General features: G+C 60.1%; 17 protein-coding genes. 7 read left to right on the top strand and 10 right to left on the bottom strand.

Annotation, left to right across the window (positions count from 1 at the left end):
- Positions 1 to 3: 3 nt before the first annotated feature.
- The 6 genes from EM858_RS00170 to EM858_RS00145 form a co-directional block, all read right to left on the bottom strand.
- Entirely contained in the window at positions 4 to 801 is a 798-nt protein-coding gene (locus EM858_RS00170; protein ID WP_127755417.1) for an ABC transporter ATP-binding protein, read from the bottom strand.
- A gap of 70 nt (positions 802 to 871) precedes the next feature.
- A complete protein-coding gene (gene ntrB / locus EM858_RS00165) occupies positions 872 to 1,765 on the bottom strand; it encodes a nitrate ABC transporter permease (RefSeq protein ID WP_127755416.1) in 894 nt (297 codons plus the stop codon).
- 114 nt (positions 1,766 to 1,879) lie between these two features.
- On the bottom strand, positions 1,880 to 3,172 hold the full coding sequence (locus EM858_RS00160) for a CmpA/NrtA family ABC transporter substrate-binding protein (RefSeq protein WP_127755415.1): 1,293 nt from the start codon (positions 3,170 to 3,172) through the stop codon (positions 1,880 to 1,882).
- 380 nt (positions 3,173 to 3,552) lie between these two features.
- Positions 3,553 to 4,839, bottom strand: coding sequence for a CmpA/NrtA family ABC transporter substrate-binding protein (locus EM858_RS00155; RefSeq protein ID WP_127755414.1), 1,287 nt, complete (start codon positions 4,837 to 4,839; stop codon positions 3,553 to 3,555).
- A 35-nt stretch (positions 4,840 to 4,874) separates the two neighbouring features.
- Positions 4,875 to 5,462, bottom strand: a complete 588-nt coding sequence (locus EM858_RS00150) for an ANTAR domain-containing response regulator (protein ID WP_003519752.1) — start codon at positions 5,460 to 5,462, stop codon at positions 4,875 to 4,877.
- A gap of 101 nt (positions 5,463 to 5,563) precedes the next feature.
- Positions 5,564 to 6,229: a GntR family transcriptional regulator gene (locus EM858_RS00145; RefSeq protein WP_080819699.1), complete on the bottom strand. Its 666-nt coding sequence runs from the start codon at positions 6,227 to 6,229 to the stop codon at positions 5,564 to 5,566.
- 367 nt (positions 6,230 to 6,596) lie between these two features.
- Here EM858_RS00145 and EM858_RS00140 point away from each other — a divergent pair, with 367 nt between their 5' ends.
- The 6 genes from EM858_RS00140 to amyA all read left to right on the top strand — a co-directional run bounded on the left by EM858_RS00140 (position 6,597) and on the right by amyA (position 14,415).
- Complete coding sequence (locus EM858_RS00140) at positions 6,597 to 7,853, top strand: NRAMP family divalent metal transporter (protein ID WP_080819701.1); 1,257 nt, start codon at positions 6,597 to 6,599, stop codon at positions 7,851 to 7,853.
- Positions 7,854 to 7,874: 21 nt separating this feature from the next.
- Complete coding sequence (locus EM858_RS00135) at positions 7,875 to 8,642, top strand: 5-oxoprolinase subunit PxpA (RefSeq protein ID WP_127755413.1); 768 nt, start codon at positions 7,875 to 7,877, stop codon at positions 8,640 to 8,642.
- A gap of 11 nt (positions 8,643 to 8,653) precedes the next feature.
- Positions 8,654 to 9,463: a putative hydro-lyase gene (locus tag EM858_RS00130; RefSeq protein WP_112766851.1), complete on the top strand. Its 810-nt coding sequence runs from the start codon at positions 8,654 to 8,656 to the stop codon at positions 9,461 to 9,463.
- 7 nt (positions 9,464 to 9,470) lie between these two features.
- Positions 9,471 to 11,087: a 5-oxoprolinase/urea amidolyase family protein gene (locus tag EM858_RS00125; RefSeq protein WP_127755879.1), complete on the top strand. Its 1,617-nt coding sequence runs from the start codon at positions 9,471 to 9,473 to the stop codon at positions 11,085 to 11,087.
- Positions 11,084 to 12,817 carry a biotin carboxylase N-terminal domain-containing protein gene (locus EM858_RS00120; protein WP_127755412.1) on the top strand — a complete coding sequence of 578 codons (1,734 nt, stop codon included), beginning with the start codon at positions 11,084 to 11,086 and terminating at the stop codon, positions 12,815 to 12,817. The genes EM858_RS00125 and EM858_RS00120 overlap by 4 nt, the downstream gene beginning before the upstream one ends.
- A 110-nt stretch (positions 12,818 to 12,927) precedes the next feature.
- Positions 12,928 to 14,415 (top strand): alpha-amylase, encoded by a 1,488-nt coding sequence (gene amyA / locus EM858_RS00115; RefSeq protein ID WP_080819706.1) that lies wholly within the window; start codon positions 12,928 to 12,930, stop codon positions 14,413 to 14,415.
- Positions 14,416 to 14,445: 30 nt separating this feature from the next.
- Here amyA and soxR read toward each other — a convergent pair whose 3' ends face one another.
- Together soxR and EM858_RS00105 are read right to left on the bottom strand one after the other, a co-directional pair.
- The gene (gene soxR / locus EM858_RS00110; RefSeq protein WP_080819708.1) at positions 14,446 to 14,901 is read right to left on the bottom strand and encodes a redox-sensitive transcriptional activator SoxR; all 456 of its coding nucleotides are present in this window, start codon (positions 14,899 to 14,901) and stop codon (positions 14,446 to 14,448) included.
- Positions 14,902 to 15,061: 160 nt separating this feature from the next.
- The gene (locus EM858_RS00105; RefSeq protein WP_127755411.1) at positions 15,062 to 17,170 is read right to left on the bottom strand and encodes a TonB-dependent siderophore receptor; all 2,109 of its coding nucleotides are present in this window, start codon (positions 17,168 to 17,170) and stop codon (positions 15,062 to 15,064) included.
- Between the two features lie 147 nt (positions 17,171 to 17,317).
- Here EM858_RS00105 and EM858_RS00100 point away from each other — a divergent pair, with 147 nt between their 5' ends.
- Entirely contained in the window at positions 17,318 to 18,787 is a 1,470-nt protein-coding gene (locus EM858_RS00100) for a glycosyl transferase family protein (RefSeq protein WP_127755410.1), read from the top strand.
- 7 nt (positions 18,788 to 18,794) lie between these two features.
- Here EM858_RS00100 and EM858_RS00095 read toward each other — a convergent pair whose 3' ends face one another.
- On the bottom strand, positions 18,795 to 19,982 hold the full coding sequence (locus EM858_RS00095) for a low temperature requirement protein A (protein ID WP_127755409.1): 1,188 nt from the start codon (positions 19,980 to 19,982) through the stop codon (positions 18,795 to 18,797).
- 46 nt (positions 19,983 to 20,028) lie between these two features.
- Positions 20,029 to 20,313, bottom strand: a complete 285-nt coding sequence (locus EM858_RS00090) for a hypothetical protein (RefSeq protein ID WP_127755408.1) — start codon at positions 20,311 to 20,313, stop codon at positions 20,029 to 20,031.
- Positions 20,314 to 20,340 lie beyond the last annotated feature (27 nt).

The following is a 20,340-nucleotide window of genomic DNA, read 5'->3' as shown; positions in this document are numbered from 1 at the left end:
TCGTTACTCCGCGGCTTCGACGAAGCGGTGACGTTCGTAGAGGAACTTCAGCACGGCCTCGCGGCATTTGAGATAGGTCTTGTCGGATGCGAGCTCGATGCGGTTGCGCGGGCGTGCCAGCGGCACCTCCAGCACTTCGCCGATATGGGCGGCGGGACCGTTGGTCATCATCACGATACGGTCGGAGAGCAGCACCGCCTCGTCGACATCATGGGTAATCATGACCATGGTGTTGCCGAGCCGGGCGTGGATTTCCATCACCGCATCCTGGAGATGGGCACGGGTCAGCGCGTCCAGCGCACCGAAGGGCTCGTCCAGCAGCAGGATCTTCGGCTCCATGGCGAGCGCGCGGGCAATGCCGACACGCTGCTTCATGCCGCCGGAAATTTCAGACGGTTTCTTGTCTTTCGCATGGGCCATCTGCACGAGATCGAGATTGCGCATGACCCAGTCATGCCGCTCGGCCCGGGTCTTGGTATTGCGGAAGACCTTCTCGACAGCGAGGTTGACGTTTTCATAAACCGAAAGCCAGGGCAGCAGGCTGTGGTTCTGGAACACCACGGCGCGCTCCGGACCCGGCTCGTTGACTTCGCGGTTTTCGAGCAGAACGGCGCCGGCAGACACTTTCGTCAGCCCGGCAATGAGGTTGAGCATGGTGGACTTGCCGCAGCCGGAATGGCCGATGACGGAGACGAATTCGCCTTTTTCGATGGTGAGATTGATGCCTTTCAGCACCTCGGCGCGCGAGCCGCTCTTGTCGAAATATTTGTCGATGTGATCGAGCTTCAGATAAGCGCTCATGATTGATTTCTCCTCTGGCGCAATTCCGGACGGAAAACCGGTTCCCACTTTTCCTGGAATTGCTTGTCTCTTAATTTGCCGCAGCGCCGCGGGTGATGACCTTGCCGAGCGCCGCCACCAGCTTGTCGAGCACGAAGCCGACGACGCCGATGTAAACGAGCGCCACGATGATGTCGGGCAGGCGCGAGGAGTTCCACGCATCCCAGATGAAGAAGCCGATGCCGACGCCGCCGGTCAGCATTTCCGCCGCGACAATCGCGAGCCACGAAAGGCCGACACCGATGCGCAGGCCGGTGAAGATGTAGGGTGCCGCCGAAGGCAGCATGATCTTGAAGAAGAATTCCAGCTGGTTCAGCCGCAGCACCTGCGCCACGTTGCGGTAGTCCTGCGGAATATTGCGCACGCCGACTGCGGTATTGATGATGACCGGCCAGATGGAGGTGATGAAGATCACGAAAATGGCCGATGGGTTGCTGTCCTGAAAGGCGGCCAGCGAAAGCGGCAGCCAGGCAAGGGGCGGCACGGTGCGCAGCACCTGAAAGATCGGATCGAGACCGCGCATGGCCCAGACCGACTGGCCGATCACCGCGCCGAGGATGATGCCGGCAATGGCGGCAAGGCCGAAACCATAGGCCACCCGCTCCAGCGAGACCAGCACGCGCAGACCGAGGCCGATATCCTGCGAACCGTTATGGAAGAACGGCGATACGATGAGATCGTAGCTCTCCTCAAAAACCTGGCTCGGCGGCGGCAGCGATGAGCCGGGGGCGGAACAGAGCAATTGCCAGACGCCCAGCAGAATGGCGAGGACGATGAACGGCGGTATGATATTGCGGGCCGCCGCAGCACCCCATTTGCGCAGATCGATCCGCGAGGCGGATTTCGGCGCAAGTGCTACGACGTTTGCCTTCTGCGCTACCGGCTGCTGCGGCTCTTCGTTGAATTTTCGGGCCAATGCGGACATGGGCATTTCCTCTTGATTTCGGTTGCGGTCTGGGGCTCGCCCCTCATCCGGTCTTCAGTCGCGCCGGTTGGGCGGCGCACCTGGCGGATGAGGGGCGATACCCGGGTCTCCTCCTCAGGAGGCCGCCTTGATGGACAGGCTTTCGAGATAGGCCGACGGATTTTCCGGGTCGAAGACCTTGCCATCGAAGAAGGTTTCCTTGCCGCGCGAGGTGGAGGCGGGAAGATCGGCGACGCCCAGATCCTTGGCCGCCGCGCGCCAGATATCCTCGCGGTTCACCTTCTCGACCAGCGCCTTCACATCCGTGTCGGGTGCGAATTTGCCCCAGCGGATGTTTTCCGCGATGAACCAGCTGTCATGGCTGCGGAAGGGATAGGAGGCATGGTCCTGCCAGAACTTCATCTGCAGGCCGGTATTTTCGAGCACGCGGCCGTTGCCGTAATTGATATTGCCCTTCAGGCGGCCAAGCACATCCTTCGGCGGCACGTTGAACCATTGGCGTTTGCCGAGGATGGTGGACATTTCCTCCTTGTTCGCCATTTCATCGCACCATTGCTGCGCCTCCATCACGGCCATCAGCAGCGCCTTGGTGGCGTTGGGGTTCTTTTCCACCCAGTCGGCGCGCATGCCGAGCGCCTTTTCCGGATGGCCCTTCCAGAGTTCGCCGGTGGTACAGGCCGTAAAACCGATGCCCTGATTGACGAGCTGCTCGTTCCAGGGCTCGCCCACACAGAAGACGTCCATGTTGCCGACCTTCATATTGGCGACCATCTGCGGCGGCGGAACGACGATGGTGGAGACGTCCTTGTCCGGATCGATGCCGCCGGCGGCAAGCCAGTAGCGGATCCAGAGATCATGCGTGCCGCCGGGGAAGGTCATGGCAGCCTTGATTTCCTTGCCTTCGGCCTTCTTCTTCTCGAAAGCCGCCTTCAATTTGGAAGCATCGAGCTGAACGCCGGTATCTGCATATTCCTTGGCGACGGAAATGCCCTGGCTGTCGAGGTTGAGGCGGGCGAGGATGGTCATCGGCACCGGCACATTGTTCTGGGTCACCTTCCCGGTATGCATGAGATAGGGCATCGGTGTCAGAATATGCGCGCCATCGATGCCGTTCGATGCGCCGCCGAGCACGAGATTGTCGCGCGTCGCACCCCAGGAGGCCTGTTTCAGAACCTCGACATCCGGCATGCCATGTTTGGCGAACAGGCCCTTTTCCGCCGCAATGATGAGCGGGGCGGCATCGGTGAGCGCGATAAAACCGATTTTCGCGCCTTTCACTTCGGGCTCGGCGGTGGCTGCGAAAGCACCGGACGGAAAGGCCACGCGCACGGCGCTGACAAGGGCCGCGGCGGCTGTCGTCTTCAGTATCGTGCGGCGGCTGACATCGCCGGAGAATATCTTTTTCATTCGCATGTTCCCCTTATTGGGCCACCTCTGCGGGTGACGTTTTCGCTTGCGAAAAAACCTGAAAATAAAAAAACGCCGCTCGGTGTTTGCGCCTGCGGAACGGGAGGGGTTCCGGGCAGCAAAACCTTGCGACGTCTGTGTCTTCTGAAAGCGCCTATGCCGCGCCTTGCTTGCCCCGATCGCCGTTGACCGGTGCAAAAAACAAGAAGCAAGAGGCGTGCCAGTTTATAAAAACAAGATTATATTATTGAAAATAAAAGAGTATTTTTGCAAATCGATCTACTGATTAAATTTTAATCAGCATGTTTTTTGTCTTCCATTTGTGCAAAGAGAAGAATCCTGCGCTTGAAATTTGCGCAGCCCCAAAGGCACGACGCCGCTTACGTCTCGCCTGAAATCGGAGAAAACGGCGCGGCGGTGCGCACGGAAAAGGCGTTTACGTAGCCGGTAATGTCGGCGGGATCGAATACGAGGCCATCCACGAAACGGTCCTGCTCTTCCTGCCCTTCGATGCGGATATCGGCATCATCAGGTGCATTGGCGTCGCCCAGCGCCGCCCGATAAATATCCGGCCGGTAGGCAGACAGGGCGGCCTCCACACCGGTCTGTGAAAACTCGGCCTGCCCCCAGCGTATCATCTGGCTGTAGATCCACAATGCCTGGCTCTGGCGCGGATAATTGGCGTGACCGCCGTGGAAGATGAAATAATTGTCGATCACCCGGCGGTTGCCCTGGCTGTCGATGCTGAATTCACCGGCAAGCACACGGCGGATGATGCCTTCCGGTGCGCCGATATAGCGGGGATCGGCAAGGGCTGCGCTGAGATCATCGTGATTTTCGGCAAGGTCGCACCAGCGCGCGGCGGCATCGAGCGCCGTCAGCAGCCGTCCCACCGTTTCCTGCTGGTTTTCCGCCCATTCGGGTCGCATGCCGATGACCTTTTCCGGTGCGGAAGGCCACAAATCCTGCTTGGCCGCAACGATCCGGCCGACACCGCGCTCGGCGGCGACGATGTTCCACGGCGCTCCGACGCAGAAACCGTCAATGGCCCCTGCGGCAAGCGCATCCGAGGTCAATGGCGGTGGCACCACCACAAGCTTGACATCGTGATCGGGGTGAATGCCGCCGGCGGCAAGCCAGTAGCGAAATTCGTAATTATGCGATGAAAACGGATAGGTCATGCCGAGCGTCGGCGGCGGCTCGCCGCGGGCGCGCATATCATCGAGCACCCGCTTCAACGCCTCGGCATTTTCGAGCGCTCCCGCCGTTTCGGAAAGCCCGGTCAAAGCCTTCATCCGCGCAAACAGCCGGGTCGAAAGCGTGATCGCATTGCCGCCGCGTCCGAGTGAAAAGGGCGTGATGGTCGGCGACGGGTTGGAGCCGAGCCCAAGCATGGAAGCGACGGGCATCGGCGACAGCATGTGGGCGATATCGAATTGCCGAAACGCCAGCCGGTCGCGCACATTCGCCCAGGAAACATCCTTGACGAGATCGAGCGAAAGGCCTTCGCGTTCCGCGAAACCGAATTCGGCCGCAGCAATCAGGACGGACGCGTCGACAAGGGGAATAAAGCCGGCGCGCAGGATTTTCTGCCGGTCGCTGCCGACGATTGCCGGTGCTTGCGTTACGCCGCTGTCTGATCCGGCCGTTTTTTCCGGTGCCGCCATATCATCCACTCCCTGACTGTCCGACCGGCGGTTCGTCACATCAACAGACCGGCCGCGGTGACCACGCTTTGCGCGATCTCGGAAATCTTCTTTTTCTCGTTCATCGCGGTTTGCCGCAAAAGCGCAAAGGCCTCCTCTTCGGAAAGGCCGCGCATCTTCATCAAAATGCCCTTGGCGCGCTCGATGACCTTGCGTTCCTCAAGCGCCGATTTCGCTTCGGCAAGTTCCCGCTGCAGACGGCTGAACGCATTGAAACGGCTGACCGCCATATCGAGAATGGGCTTGACCCGCTCCTTCTTCAGCCCGTCCACCACATAGGCGGAAACGCCCGCCTCGACGGCCGCCTCGATGGACGCGGTGTCGGAACGATCGACAAACATGGCGATAGGCCGGCCGACCGTGCGGGTAAGCTGGAACAGATGCTCCATCATGTCACGATTGGGATTCTCAAGATCGATGAAGATGACATCGGGCTGCAGCGTCTCGATGGTGCGCGCCACACCGTTAACCTCATGAATGACCGTGACGCGATGATAGCCGGCCTCGCGCAGCCCCTCCTCGATGATGGAGGCGCGGATCGCGTTTTCGTCGATAACGAGAATGGTCAGGTCGCGAAGCGTCATGTCAGCATTGATGACGCAGCGCAGCAAACTTGGCAATCGGCTGCGGATGCAAAAAATGGCGGGAGCGGCAAGGGTCGTTTCCTCCCCTGCCGCGCGTCATGTCAGGAAGCGTGTTCGACGGCGCGTTCAAGCGCCTTCAGAACCGTGCGCTCGGACAGATTGAGATAGATTTCCATCTCATCGCCGGCCTCTTGCGCCTTGCCCTCTTCCATCAGCGACAGGATCTTGCTGTTCATGTCCACAAAGGGGGAATGAAGCTGTTCGGGATCTTTCAGCAAGCCGAAACAAAGCCTGAGTTCAGCGGCGATACGCTCGTAAAAATCGCTGAGGCGGGCGCTGTCGAGAAGATCGACGACGGCGGCGTGAAATTTCATGTTGGCGCTGCCCACACCCAGCCAGTCGGCATCTTCGCGCTTGACCTTGGCGTCCTCGACCGCTGCCCGCATCGTCTTGATTGCGGTATGCTTGTGCCAGGCCTGGCGAAGTGCTCCGCATTCCACCATGCGTCGCACCCGATAAATATCGATGACCGAGGACATGGTGGGAACGGCGACGAACACGCCGCGATTTGCCTCATGGCGCAGAAGCCCGTCCTTGGTCAGCAGCCGGAAGGCTTCGCGCAGCGAATTGCGCGAGACGTCGAAACGTTCACTGAAGGCTGCCTCTGAAAGGCGCTGTCCCGGCATCAACTCGCCGGAGATCAGCAGGGTGCGAATGCCCTTGGCCAATCGATCCGCAAGCGGCAGACCCTCTATCGTTTCGGTCATGGCGCTCCTTTCCTTAAGAGCAATGCAGCATCGGGAATTCCGTGACAGGCATGTTCGGACACGGCATGATTGCCCTTAAAGCGTGTCGCGGAGCTTTCAGACCAGCTCCTTACGCTTTAAGCCATTGTTGGCGCATGTCGTTATCGCAAACCGCTGCACACTTTGCGCGACATGCTTTAGCACAAAGCATTAGCAAAGCACGAAAAAAACGTGATGAATTCCCGCGCATAACGTCCAACAAATAGACAGAATAAGAGAACGATTATTATTTATTGTTGAACAATGTTGACAATTTCACGGAACAGGACAAGATCGTCCGCATAAAGCATCCGCGAGGGGCGGATTGCGACAGGAGCGGAGAAAATCCATGGAGCAGAACAAGCTCTCGCCCGCCGACCCGAATGAGGTTGCGCGCAAGGCGAAAAATCAACGTTATGCCTTGCTTTCGGCAATGTTCCTGATGTCGATGTCGGCCGTCGGGCCCGGCTTCATCACGCAGACTGCGAATTTCACGGTGAAACTGGGCGCCGCCTTCGCATTCGCCATCATTATTTCCATCCTGATCGACTTCGTCGTACAGGCCAATATCTGGCGCATCGTTACCATCACCCGCATGCGGGCACCGGCGATTGCCAATGCCGCCATTCCGGGCTCGGGTTATCTACTCGCCATTCTTGTCATCATCGGCGGCCTGTTCTTCAACATCGGCAATATCGGCGGCGCCGGTCTGGGCTTCAACGCCATGATCGATCTCGATCCGAAGATCGGCGGCGCGATCGGCGCACTGGCAGCCATCGGCATCTTCCTGTCCCGTCGCGCAGGCATCGCGATGGACCGCGTGGTTTTCGTCGCGGCCTTCGTCAAACTGGCGCTGATCCTTTATGCGGCATATGTCTCCGGACCGCCGGTAGCGGAAGCCTTTCGCCAGACCTTCCTGCCCGACACGATCGATTTCGTTACCATCACCACCATCGTCGGCGGCACGGTCGGCGGCTATATCACTTATGCCGGCGCGCATCGCCTGCTGGACAAGGGAATGGTGGGCGTTGAAAATATCAGCGCGGTCAATCGCGCGGCGTTGAGCGGCATCGCCATCACCGGCGTATTGCGCTATATCCTGTTCCTTGCCATCCTCGGTGTGGTCGCCAGCGGCGTGGTCATCGATCTGTCCGGCAAGGCGGCAAACCCTGCGGGCCAGGCCTTCCATGCCGCTGCCGGCGATATCGGCTTCCGCCTCTTCGGCGCGGTTTTCCTCGCCTCGGCCATGACCAGCATCATCGGTGCGGCCTATACCTCCGTGTCGTTCCTGACCGCTTTCAAGCCTGACATAACGGAGCGCCAGCGTAATCTGGCAACGGTTGGCTTCATTGCCATCTCGCTGATCGCCTATATCATCATCACCACACCGCCTGCAGCCATGCTCGTCTTCGTCGGCGGCCTCAACGGTCTCGTTCTACCGATCGGCCTTTCGATCTTCATGTATGCCGCGTGGAAACGCGCGGATCTGATGCATGGATATCATTATCCGCGCTGGCTGCTGGTGCTTGGCGTGCTGACCTGCGCACTCACCTGGTATATGGCCTATAAGTCGGCGGGCGCGATCTTTGCACTGCTCGGCTACTGATAGAATTAGAGGGAGGCAAACATGGCCGCTATCGATCTCAACAGCGATCTTGGCGAAAGTTACGGCGCATGGCGCATGGGAGACGATGAGGCGATGCTCGCCATCGTTTCCAGCGCCAACATCGCCTGCGGATTTCATGCCGGCGATCCGGCCGGCATCTACCGCACCGTCAAGGCGGCCACCGAAAAAGGCGTGGTCGTCGGCGCCCATGTTTCCTATCCGGACCGCGTCGGCTTCGGCCGCCGCGATCTGGACGCGACCTCGGAAGAACTGATCGCCGATGTCATCTACCAGATCGGCGCGCTGAAAGGCGTTGCCGCCGCTGCCGGTACCACGGTGCGTTACGTCAAGCCGCATGGCGCGCTTTACAACCGCATCGCCAACGACGCGAAACAAGGGCAGGCCGTGATCGACGGCATCAGAGCCATCGATCCTTCGCTGGTGCTGATGGGTCTCGCGAATGCACCTATCCTCGATCTTGCCCGCAAGGCAGGTCTTGCCGTTGTCGCCGAAGCTTTCGCGGATCGCGCCTATACGCCTCAGGGCCAGCTCGTCTCCCGCCGCGAGGCCGGTGCCGTGCTGCATGACGCGGCGAAAATCGCCGACCGCATGGTACAGCTTGCCCGCGAAGGCACGCTGGAGGCGATCGATGGCAGCATCATAAAGATCGAGGCGCAATCCATCTGCGTGCACGGCGACAGCCCCGGTGCCGTCGCCATTGCCCAGGAAATCCGCCGCCGTTTCGAGGCTGATGGCATCGACATCCGCTCCTTCGCATCCAATCGCTGAAAGGATAGCCGATGACGATACCGACATCCTATCTCAATCACACGGACGCCGACGCCGCACGAAAGGCCCGCGCGACCTATCGCGGTGGCCTCGTCGCCCCGACCTCCGGCATTGCACCCGGCTTCACGCAGGCGAACATGATCGTGCTGCCGCGCGACTGGGCCTTCGATTTCCTGCTTTATGCACAGCGCAATCCGAAACCCTGCCCGGTGCTGGATGTTTCCGATCCCGGTTCGCCCACCACGCTTCTGGCGCCCGGTGCCGATCTGAGAACCGACCTGCCACTCTACCGCATCTGGCGGGACGGCAAGCTCGTCGAGGAAACGGCCGACGCCACCGCCGCCTGGGCCGAGCGTGACGATCTCGTCGCCTTCCTGATCGGCTGCAGCTTCACCTTCGAAACGCCGATGGTGGAAGCGGGCATCGAAATCCGCCACATGACCGACAAGAGCAATGTGCCGATGTATCTCACCAACCGGCCCTGCCGCCCGGCCGGTCGGCTGAAGGGCAATATGGTCGTTTCCATGCGGCCGATCCCGGCCTCACGCGTCGCCGATGCTGCGACCATTTCAGGACGTTTTCCGGCCGTGCACGGGTCACCCGTGCATGTCGGCGCACCGGAAGAGATCGGCATTACGGATCTTGCAAAGCCTGATTTCGGCGATGCGGTGCGGATCGAGCCGGGCGAAGTTCCGGTGTTCTGGGCCTGCGGCGTCACACCTCAGGCCGCCGTGATGGCGTCGGGCGTACCCTTTGCGATCACCCATGCGCCGGGACACATGTTCATCACCGATATTCCCGATTCCGCCTATCACGCGTGAGGATATGATGCGTTTTCTCCCCGTCAGCCTCACCACAATTCTTGTCGAACTGGCCGATCTCGATGAAACGCTGGCGCTTTTCGCCTCGCTTCAGAACGATCCGGTCGAGGGCATCGAAGAGACGGTGCCGGCTGCCCGCACCCTGATGATCCGCTTTCGTCCTGAAAAGATCGGTGCCGAAGCGCTGGCCGCGCGGCTGGCAAGCCGCGATCTTTCCGCAAAAATCGCACCTTCGGACAATCTCGTTGAAATCCCCGTCCACTATAATGGTGAGGACCTTGCCGATGTTGCCGAATTGACCGGCATGAGCATCGAAGAAGTGATACGCCGCCACACCGAAAGTGAATTCACCGTGGCCTTTTGCGGCTTCGCTCCCGGCTTCGGTTATCTGGTCGGCGGCGATCCGGCGCTGCATGTGCCGCGCCGGCAAAGCCCGCGCACCCGCATTCCGGCTGGTTCAGTGGCGCTGGCCGGCGCCTTCAGCGGCGTCTATCCGCAAAACAGCCCCGGCGGCTGGCAGATCATCGGCACCACGCCGGTGAAGATGTGGGATATAGACCGCGATCCCGGCGCGCTTTTTCAGCCGGGTTACCGGGTGCGTTTCTTCGACATGGACAAGGCCGGCAAAACGGTCGACATCCCCATCTCGGCACCGCGCAGCGCCGGGAAAGACCGGGCAAAAGCAGGCCCGCATTTCGAGGTGCTCGCCGCCCCCATGCCCGCCATCTTCCAGGATCTCGGCCGCTTCGGCCAGACGGGACAGGGCGTGTCGGCCTCCGGCGCACTGGATCGCGGCGCATTCAATGCCGCAAACCGCATCGTCGGCAACCCCGTCAACACGCCCTGTCTCGAACTGACACTCGGCGGATTTTCCTTTAAAAGCACGAACCGTGCCGTCATTGGCATTGCAGGTGCACCCTGCCCCGTCACGATCACCACGACGGATAGCAGCTTCGCGGCTAAGACCCATGGCCCGGTGTCTCTCGAACCCGGTGATGTGGTCACTTTCGGTCAGCCGCCGAAGGGTATGCGCTGTTATCTTGCTGTACGCGGCGGCTTCGATGTCGAGCCGGTGCTGGGCAGTTTCGCAACGGATACACTGGCTGTCGTCGGTCCCGAGCCGGTGGGCGCGGGCGCCATCCTTTCCCTCAAGGGCGAGAAGACTGGCCTTTCCAGCGTATCGATCGATGAGATTCAGGCCTTCGAAGCGCCTGCAACCGGCGAGGTCGTCACGCTGGACGTTGTTCTCGGCCCCCGCACCGACTGGTTCACGCAGAAGGGCATCGAGACCCTGACCGGCCAGCTCTGGCAGGTCACCCCGCAATCGAACCGCGTGGGCATCCGCCTTGCCGGCGAAGTGCCGGTGGAACGTAAGGACAGCGCCGAATTGCCGAGCGAAGGCACGGCGACCGGTGCGATCCAGATTCCCCATAGCGGCCAGCCGGTTCTCTTCCTTGCCGATCACCCCCTGACCGGCGGTTATCCCGTCATCGGCGCAGTCGCCGAATATCATCTCGATCTTGCGGGACAAATCCCCGTCAACGCCAAAATCAAATTCCGCCCGATCGGCCTCTTCGCCGAAATCGCGGCCAAGAACACAGAATTCGGAGGAGAAGAGCGATGAAAAAAGTGCTGATTGCCAATCGCGGCGAGATCGCGGTGCGCATCATCCGCGCATGTCGCGATTACGGCCTGCAATCGGTCGCCGTTTATGCCGATCCCGATCAGGATGCGCTCTTCGTCCGGCTCGCGGATGAGGCCTATGCGCTGGAGGGCGTGCGTCCCGCCGAAACCTATCTCGATATCGCCAAGCTGATTGCGATTGCCAAACGCGCCGGTGCGGATGCCGTGCATCCCGGTTACGGTTTCCTGTCCGAGCGCGCCGAATTTGCGCGTGCCGTTCTCGATGCCGGTCTCATCTGGATCGGCCCCGATCCGCATGTCATCGAGGCACTGGGCGACAAGGTAGAGGCGCGGCGCATTGCCACCGGCGTCGGCGCACCGCTGGTCGCCGGCAGTGACGGCCCCGTCGCTTCCGCCGCCGAAGTCACCGCCTTTGCGGAACAACACGGCCTGCCCGTCGCCATCAAGGCGGCCCATGGCGGTGGCGGACGCGGCCTGAAGGTTGCGTGGAAGATGGAAGAGATCGCCGATCTCTACGAATCCGCCGTGCGCGAGGCAACGGCCGCCTTCGGCCGTGGCGAATGTTTCCTTGAGCGTTTCCTCGACCGGCCGCGCCATATCGAAGCGCAGGTTCTGGCCGACAAGCATGGCAATGTGCTCGTCCTCGGCACCCGCGATTGTTCGCTGCAGCGCCGGAACCAGAAGCTGATCGAGGAGGCTCCTGCCCCGTTCCTCTCCGACGAACAGCGGCAGAAAATCCATGCGGCTGCCAAGGCTATCTGCGCCGCTGCCGGTTATTCCGGCGCCGGCACCGTGGAATTCCTGCTCGGCGTCGATGGCACGATTTCCTTCCTCGAGGTCAATACGCGCCTGCAGGTGGAACATCCCGTTACCGAAGAAACCACCGGTATCGATCTCGTTATCGAGCAGTTCCGCATCGCCGAAGGCCATAAGCTGCGGGTTCTCGAAACGCCGGAACCGCGTGGCCATTCGATGGAATTCCGCATCAATGCCGAAGATCCCGGTCGAGGCTTCCTGCCGACCCCCGGTTCGATCTCGCTTTTCGACGCCCCCTCCGGTCCCGGCATTCGCGTGGACAGCGGCGTCGTCAGCGGCTCCAGCGTGCCGGGCGTATTCGACTCGCTGATGGCGAAGCTGATCGTCACGGGTGCCGACCGCGATCAGGTCCTGCGCCGCGCCCGCCGCGCGCTCAAGGAATTCCGCATCGAAGGCATCGCCACGGTGCTGCCTTTCCATCGGGCGGCGATTGAAACCGAAGACTTCATCGGCACGGACGGTTTCAAGGTTCACACCCGCTGGATCGAGACCGATTTCGCCGCCATGCCGGATGCCATGGAGCGCCCGGCACCGGCCGAAGACCCTTCCGTCACCCGCACTTTCCTGGAAATCGACGGCAAGCGTGTATCGGTCGGTCTGCCCAGCCTGCTGCTCTCCAGCCTCGGTGCGGTTAGCGGCAGCAGCGCGGCGGTTCCCGGCGCCGCCACGCCCAAGGAAAAGGAAGGCGAAATCACCGCCCCGGTTTCCGGCACGCTTCAATCCTTCAAGGTGAAAGACGGGGACACGGTTTCGCAAGGCGATCTTCTGGCCGTTATGGAGGCCATGAAGATGGAGACGCAAATTGTCGCCACCAAGGCCGGCAAAGTTCGCCTGATCGTCAAGGAAGGCGACTATCTGCAGGCGGGCGCTGCCCTCCTCGACATAGCCGGCTAATATACGAAGGCCAGCCGGCCTCACAATCGCAGATCGCGTATGGCCGGCGGCGGAACCCTTTCGCCGCCGGGCCGTTTATGGCGCGACCTGTTAACGACTGTGAGGGAAATATGGCCGGACGCACCTTGCTTCAATTCTTCCATTGGTATTATCCGGACGGAGGGAAATTATGGAGCGAGGTGGCCGAAAAGGCGACAAGCCTTGCCAAAATGGGCATCACCGATATCTGGTTGCCACCGGCTTATAAGGGTGCTGCCGGCGGCTATTCAGTCGGTTACGATACCTACGATCTCTTCGACCTTGGCGAATTCGACCAGAAGGGCACCGTCGCCACCAAATATGGCGATCGCGCCGCCCTCGAACATGCCGGAAGAACGCTGAAGGAAAACGGTATCCGCGTCATTCATGACGTGGTTCTCAACCACAAGATGGGTGCGGATGAAAAAGAGAAGGTGCGGGTTCGCCGTGTCAATCCCGAAGACCGTACCGAGATCGACGATGAAGACTTTCAGGCGCTGGCCTTTACCCGCTTCACCTTTCCCGGCCGCAACGGAAAACACTCCAAATTCATCTGGGACCTGAAGTGCTTCAGCGGTGTCGACCACATCGAAGAGCCGACCGAAGACGGCATATTCCGCCTCGTCAATGAGTATGGCGATGGGGAATGGAATGAGGAAGTCGATCAGGAAAACGGCAATTTCGATTATCTGATGGGTGCCGATGTCGAGTTCAGGAACCGGGCGGTTTATGAGGAACTCAAATATTGGGGCCGCTGGCTCTCCGAGCAGGTGCAGGTCGATGGCTTCCGTCTCGATGCCGCCAAACATATTCCGGCCTGGTTCTTCCGCGACTGGGTCGGCCATATGCGCGAAAAGGTCGATCCCGATCTCTTCGTCGTGGCGGAATATTGGCACCCCGATCTCGAGGCGCTGAAAAGCTATCTCGAACTCGTCGACAAGCAGCTGATGCTCTTCGATGTCGCCCTTCACCACAGCTTCCATGACGCCTCGAAACAGGGCGGCGAGTTCGATATGCGCAGCATCTTCGATGGTTCGCTTGTCTCCGCCGTTCCAGACCATGCCGTCACGCTGGTCGACAATCACGACACGCAGCCGCTGCAATCGCTGGAAGCGCCGGTGGAACCATGGTTCAAACCTCTTGCCTATGCGATCATCCTGCTGCGCGAAGAGGGTGTGCCCTGCGTCTTTTATCCCGATCTGTTCGGCACGAGCTATACCGACACCGGCAATGACGGCAACGAATATAAAATCGATATGCCCGCCATTGAATGCCTGCCGAAGCTCATCGAAGCCCGCAGCCGTTTCGCCAACGGAGCCCAGACGGATATTCTCGACGATGCAAGCTGCATCGCCTTTATTCGCCACGGCACCGCCGATGCGCCGGGCTGCGTGGTGGTGATGTCGAATGGCGAGCCGGCGGAAAAGCAGATCGATCTCGGTCCCGATCGCGCCGGGGCGGTCTGGCGCGACTTTCTCGGGCATCGTGAAGAACGGATTACTCTCGATGAGAGCGGCAAGGGCGTCTTTCCCACCAATGGCGGCAGCGTCAGCGTCTGGGTTGCAGCCGATTCCGAGTGAGGAACAACCGTTCCGGTTCGGAAATCCCGTTCATTCCGCAGAAACGAGGCGGCGCGGACCTGCGCCGTCATCGGCCAGAACATCGTTCGGATTGCGCAACGGACAATCATCCAGCGAAAGACACCCGCAACCGATACAGCCGGTAAGCTGATCGCGCAGCATGATCAGGCTGTTGATGCGAAGCTGAAGCATTTCCCGCCAGGATTGGGAAAACCTGCGCCAATCGGCCGTCGTCGCCACCCGATCCTGCGGCAGGTCGGCCATCGCATCCCTGATGATGCTGAGCTGTATACCCGCTCGCTGCGCGATGCGGATGATGGCGATACGCCGCAGGACGGCGCGATGATAACGACGCTGGTTACCGGCGGTTCGCCAACCTTCAATCAGCCCCTTCGCCTCGTAAAAATGGATGGTGGACACGGCGATGCCGCTGCGGCGGGCAACCTCCCCAACCGTCAGGCTGTGCTTGAATAGGGTATTTTCCATTCTGGCTCCTGCTTCCGTAACGATTTCCGCTCGGAAAACGCGGAAACATAGTGAAGAGCAGCCGGTATAATTCCTCAACCATAGTTGAGGTCAATAGGGGATGGCCCAAAAAAAGAGGCGCCCAAAGGCGCCTCCAAATTTCGTGAATGTTGACCACGGATCAGAATTTCGCTGTCATGCTGATCCAGAAACGGCGGCCTTCCATGACGGTGTTGAAATCGTCGGTGCCGACATCCTTGTCGAAGACATTGTAAATGGCGGCATTCAGATCGACATTTTCGGCAACCGCATATTTCGCGCCGATATCCAGCGTGGTGTAGGCGTCATATTTACGCCCCGCCTTGCCGTTGATCGTTACCGGCGTGCCGTTGGTGCCGATGCGCGGGCCGGCATTGATTTCCGATCCGTGGTAATTCAGCGAGGCCCAGGCTTCCAGACCGTCGATTGGGGTTACCCAGTCGCCGCGCAGATTGGCCATATGTTCCGGCGTGCGCGCCAGCGGGAAGCCTTCATAGTCGCCGGTTTTCTGTTCGGAATGCGTATAGGTATAGTTGCCGCGCAGCGTCAGGTCCGGCGTCGCATACCATGTCGCCGTCAGTTCCACACCCTGAATGACCGCATCGTCGATGTTGTAATTGTACCAGAGACGATAGTTGCGGTCTTCGCTCCAGCGGGCCGGCGTCCCATCCGGATTGAGCACCAGCGCGTTGGAAATCTTGTCCTTGAAATCGGTGTAGAAATAGGTGGCGCCGAGAGCGACGTCGCCATTGTCCCAAAGCGCGGCCACTTCATAGCTCGTGCTCTTTTCCGCTTCGAGGTTGGGATCGCCGATGATCACGCCGCAGGTGCCGCTCGGGCCATAGGTGCAACCGCCGCCGCCCGTCGTATAGGCGTAACCCGGCGCAATCTGGCGGATTTCTGGGGCGCGGAAACCGGTAGAGATGCCGCCCTTGATCGTCAGTTCCTCGGTCGCGCTCCAGACGCCGTAAAGACGCGGGCTGAAATGATTGCCGTATTTCTCGTGATTATCGAGACGAAGACCGCCCGTCAGCGCGAAATTATCGACAATGCGCCATTCATCCTCAAGGAAGAGCGCCCATTGCGTCGCCGAAAATGTTTCGTCGCGGCCGGTGCGGCGTCCCGGGTTCTGGTCCGTCAGCCGCGCCTCGAAATATTGTCCGCCCGTGACCAGCGTGTGGTTGCCGAACAATTCGAACGGCGTGGTGAACTTGCCATCGAGAACGGTGTTGCGCACTTCCGGCGAGCGCGGGTTTTCTGTCACGCGGCCGGTGCGGATATTTCTGGTGAAGTTGGTGCGCTCCGCCCATTCCTGCTGGAACGAGAATTCGGATGTGGTCGGCCCCCAGCGGCCGGTATGCGACAATGACCAATGGTCGCGCGTATTGGTATTGTAGGTGCCGTTGGCGTCGGTCGCCGCCAGCGTGTCGCCGGGCTCGGCGCTGCGGCGCAGCCGCGTCTTGCCGCCTTCGAGATAGATGTCGTGATCTTCGTTGGGTGTAAACGTCAGACGACCGTTGAAATCATATTCCTTGGCGCCCGTGGTGCCGCTCAGAATACGGTCTTCGCCGCGTGTGAAACCCCTGCCCCAGAGCTGCAGACCGAGCTGGTCCTTCAAGATCGGTCCGTTGGCGTACCAGGAGACCTGGCCGCTATTGCCGAATTTGGAATGCTGCTGAACCGTGCCTTCGGTGGTGACGGAACCTGACCAGACATCGCCGACCTTGCGGGTGATGATGTTGATGACACCGCCCATGGCATCCGAACCATAAAGCGAGGACATCGGCCCGCGCACCACTTCGATACGCTCGATCGCCGAAACCGGCGGCACAAAACTCTGTTCGAAGCCGGAATTGCCATTGGTGCGGGCATCACGCGTGCTCTGCCGCTTGCCGTCAACCAGAACCAGCGTGTAAGCGCCGGGCAGACCGCGAATGAAAATATCCTTTTCATTGGCAATGCCGGTGACGGATACGCCCTGAACTTCCCGCAGGGCATCGGTCAGATCGCGATAGGATCCCTTTTCCAGATCTTCCCGCGTCACAACCGTGATGCTGGCCGGAGCGTCCTTCACATTCTGCTCGAAACCGGATGCGGTGACGACGATCTGCTGAAGAACCGTGTTCCCCTCAGACGCCTGCTGCGCAAAAACGGGCAGAGCAATGCCAAGCGCCGTTCCCGCCATTGCTGCCGAAAGACCGGCCTTTATTATCGTCGCGGACTTTTCGCGGCCGCGGTACTTCAATTCCATGTTATGCCCCCGCATTTAACTTGAGAATTTAACCCCACTTATTTAGGAGGGAGTGCGGGCGCAACGCGTTTGTTTTCGAACAGTTCTAAATTCCAGAAATTGCAAAAAGGGCTCCCCGGACAAGCGGTGGAGTAAAAAAATCGCAAGATGACAACCGGCAAGAGAAAAGATGAACCAGCCTCCACGACAAAACCCGACAGGCTTGGGCAGCTGAAACTACTTGTCGCTTTCGATGCGTTGTTGCGGGAAGGCAGCGTCAGCCGCGCGGCGGCGGGCATGGGACTGCCGACATCTTCCATGAGCCGCATCTTGCAGCAACTGCGCGAAAGATACGGCGACCAGCTTTTTCTGCGCACCGGTCAGGGCCTGCGTCCCACCCCCTTTGCCGAAAACATGCGGCTGCGCATTCGTTCGCTGGCGGCGGAGGCCGAGAACCTGATCGACTATTCGCAGGAAAAACCCGCCGCCCCGGCCAACGCCAGTGCAAGCGGCTGGGAGCGGCCGGTGCTGATGAAGGCGCCGCCGCTTTCGCTTCGCCCCAGCGTTCTTCTGGAAGGTCAGCCGACACCGGAAAACATCGCCGACCGTCTCGCGCGCATCGGCCACAATGCCGATCCGCAGCAGAGGCTTGCCAAATATATCGCAACCTCGGCGATGGGTATCGGCAACAGCCGCCCGCTCAGCCAGGCGGAAGCGATGGATGCGCTGTCGATCATTCTCGATGGCGATGCCGACCCGATACAGATAGGCGCGCTGCTCGCCACCACGCAATATCGCGGCGTGACCGCGGCGGAGCTTGCCGGTTTCATCGAAGCCATGTGGAGACATATAGAAAGGGACCAGCAAGGTCCTGCATCGGTGGATCTCGACTGGCCCGCTTATATGTCGCCGAAACATCGCGATGCGCCATGGTTCCTCCATTCCGCGCGTCTTGTCGCCATGGCGGGATACAGCGTCCTGCTGCACGGGCATGTGGGACAGGGAGAAAACGGCGGCAAGCTTGAACTCGCAGCACAGGCCTGCGGCATCCCCCTTTGCCACTCGCTTTCGCAGGCGGCGAAAGCCACAGCCTCGGAACGCATCGCTTACCTCCCGATCGGCGGTCTGTCCCTGCAGTTTCAAAGCCTGCTCGGCCTGTACGGCATTCTGGAGATGCGCCTGCCGCTCAACACGGTCGTGCATCTTCTCAATCCGCTTCGCGCCAGAAGCACGATCATTGGCGTCGCCCGCCCGTCCTATCAGGAACTTCATCGGGACACGGCACGATTGCTTTCGGTGGAAAACCTCGCCATTCTCGGCAATACGCGGGATTTCGCGCAATTCACGCCGTTTCGCAGCACTCGGATTTTCGGTCTTTCGAAGGGCGAGGATGTGGAATTCATCGTTCCCGCACGCGAAACGCCGCCCGCCGAAATGCCGACCATGTTCACAACCTTCGAATATTGGCGGGCGGTCTGGACGGGTGCCGCAAGGGACGAAAGGGCAGAAACCATTATCATCTCCACGACCGCCATCGCGCTGATGCTGGTCAACGATATGGCTCTGCCCTTCGAGGAAGCCTATGCCCGCAGCCTTCGGCTCTGGAACGACAGGGCGCGCAATCTCGTCAACGCCTGATCAGCGATCAGGCATTGGCGACCGCCCTTTTCAGCGCCAGATATTCCCAAAGGGCGACAAGCAGAAGAATTGCCGTGCTCGCCAGTTGCAGCACGAAAAGCGGAATACCCGGCACCGGCAAAAGCAGGCAGAGCGCCGCCACGCCGGCAAAATGCGACACCGGTCGCTGATAGGCGACGGCGATCTTGACGCCGATATTGCCGGCCAGAAACAGGACCGGACCGCCGAGAATGGCGAGCGCCTCGCGCATCGTTGCGCCATCCCGCGCATGGGAGAGGCTGAAATCCTCACCCACCGCCGTCAGGATGATACCGGCTACGATGGGCAAATGTCCGTAGTTAAAAAGATTATGAGCGATCTTCGCCTTTTCTTCGGCATTCTCGGCTTTTCTCGAAGCCTCCTCCTGCCCGTGATGGAAATAAATCCACCACATCGCCACGGTACTGACGAAAGCGGAGCAGAAGACGATGAATGTCAGGCCCGAATTCATATATTCGGTGGCCGTGCGTCCCGTGGTCAGGATCGTTTCACCAAGGCAGATGATGACGAAAAGCGCGCATCGCTCCGCCAGATGCTCGCCGGAAAGATGCAGCCTGTCCTCGTCGCTCGAGGACACACCCGGCACGACATAACGGCAGGCGGGGCCGGCATATTCAATTGCAAGTGCGATGCCCCACAGGAGAATGCGATCCGCCAGATCGACGAACCCACCGGCCAGCCAGAACAGGCTCGATACCACGAGCCAGATCGTCACGCGCACGAAGACCAGAAAAGACTGCCGGTCTTCACCCCTGAACGCATAGAGGGCGAACAGGCTTCGACCGACCTGCATCACGCTGTAGATCAGGGTGAAGACAAGGCCCTGTTCCGCAAAAGCCTCCGGCAGCGCGATGGCCAGCAGAACGCCGCCGAACATCAGCACGAACAGCAGGTCCTTTTCCGTGTTCAGCAGGTTTGTGATCCAGGTGGTGTGTATCCATAGCCACCAGAGCGACAATATCAGGATGCCGGCCTCAAGCGCCGCCGTCGGCCCAAAATCCTTGGCCAGCGCGTGGGAGAGCTGGATCAGCGCGAAGACAAAAACCAGATCGAAGAACAATTCGGGGAAACTCGCCTTGCCGGCGTCCTGCCCCTCCTGCCTTATCCAGCTTTCCGCACCCGCTTTTCGTCCTTGAAGCTCACCCCCGGTTCTCATTCCACCTCCGCCGCAATATTTCGACTGGTCTTCTCACCACGCCCCCTCACCGTTGCGACAAAGTCTCTTCGCTATCCGATGCAATCGGGTTCGACCTTCGGCCGGGAAACTCCAGCGCCCGCGCACTGTCGGGATAAAAGCGCGGCCCAACCAGACGGACTTTCTTCCCAGACACGTCGGTAATGTAGTTGGGGGTCGCGGCCTCTGGCGAATGTGGAATGCCGCCGGCGCTGGAAACCGCAAGCGTGCTGACCTCAAGAGGCTGGGCAATTGCCGGCAGGCTCGTCATCGCGGCGAGTGCGGCTGAGATAAAAAATGATCTGGGAAACATGGGACGCATATCCTGGCATAATTATCT

It is taken from the genome of Agrobacterium sp. CNPSo 2736, assembly GCF_004005385.1.
GTDB classification, from domain to species: Bacteria; Pseudomonadota; Alphaproteobacteria; order Rhizobiales; family Rhizobiaceae; genus Agrobacterium; species Agrobacterium leguminum.
Note: the sequence above shows the minus strand (reverse complement) of the source record. Positions and strands in the feature narration are given on the sequence as shown.

Coding starts and splice junctions, on each gene's coding strand:
- EM858_RS00170 (WP_127755417.1), bottom strand. CDS start 801: ATGAGCGCTTATCTGAAGCTCGATCACATCGACAAATATTTCGACAAG.
- ntrB (WP_127755416.1), bottom strand. CDS start 1,765: ATGTCCGCATTGGCCCGAAAATTCAACGAAGAGCCGCAGCAGCCGGTA.
- EM858_RS00160 (WP_127755415.1), bottom strand. CDS start 3,172: ATGAAAAAGATATTCTCCGGCGATGTCAGCCGCCGCACGATACTGAAG.
- EM858_RS00155 (WP_127755414.1), bottom strand. CDS start 4,839: ATGGCGGCACCGGAAAAAACGGCCGGATCAGACAGCGGCGTAACGCAA.
- EM858_RS00150 (WP_003519752.1), bottom strand. CDS start 5,462: ATGACGCTTCGCGACCTGACCATTCTCGTTATCGACGAAAACGCGATC.
- EM858_RS00145 (WP_080819699.1), bottom strand. CDS start 6,229: ATGACCGAAACGATAGAGGGTCTGCCGCTTGCGGATCGATTGGCCAAG.
- EM858_RS00140 (WP_080819701.1), top strand. CDS start 6,597: ATGGAGCAGAACAAGCTCTCGCCCGCCGACCCGAATGAGGTTGCGCGC.
- EM858_RS00135 (WP_127755413.1), top strand. CDS start 7,875: ATGGCCGCTATCGATCTCAACAGCGATCTTGGCGAAAGTTACGGCGCA.
- EM858_RS00130 (WP_112766851.1), top strand. CDS start 8,654: ATGACGATACCGACATCCTATCTCAATCACACGGACGCCGACGCCGCA.
- EM858_RS00125 (WP_127755879.1), top strand. CDS start 9,471: ATGCGTTTTCTCCCCGTCAGCCTCACCACAATTCTTGTCGAACTGGCC.
- EM858_RS00120 (WP_127755412.1), top strand. CDS start 11,084: ATGAAAAAAGTGCTGATTGCCAATCGCGGCGAGATCGCGGTGCGCATC.
- amyA (WP_080819706.1), top strand. CDS start 12,928: ATGGCCGGACGCACCTTGCTTCAATTCTTCCATTGGTATTATCCGGAC.
- soxR (WP_080819708.1), bottom strand. CDS start 14,901: ATGGAAAATACCCTATTCAAGCACAGCCTGACGGTTGGGGAGGTTGCC.
- EM858_RS00105 (WP_127755411.1), bottom strand. CDS start 17,170: ATGGAATTGAAGTACCGCGGCCGCGAAAAGTCCGCGACGATAATAAAG.
- EM858_RS00100 (WP_127755410.1), top strand. CDS start 17,318: ATGACAACCGGCAAGAGAAAAGATGAACCAGCCTCCACGACAAAACCC.
- EM858_RS00095 (WP_127755409.1), bottom strand. CDS start 19,982: ATGAGAACCGGGGGTGAGCTTCAAGGACGAAAAGCGGGTGCGGAAAGC.
- EM858_RS00090 (WP_127755408.1), bottom strand. CDS start 20,313: ATGTTTCCCAGATCATTTTTTATCTCAGCCGCACTCGCCGCGATGACG.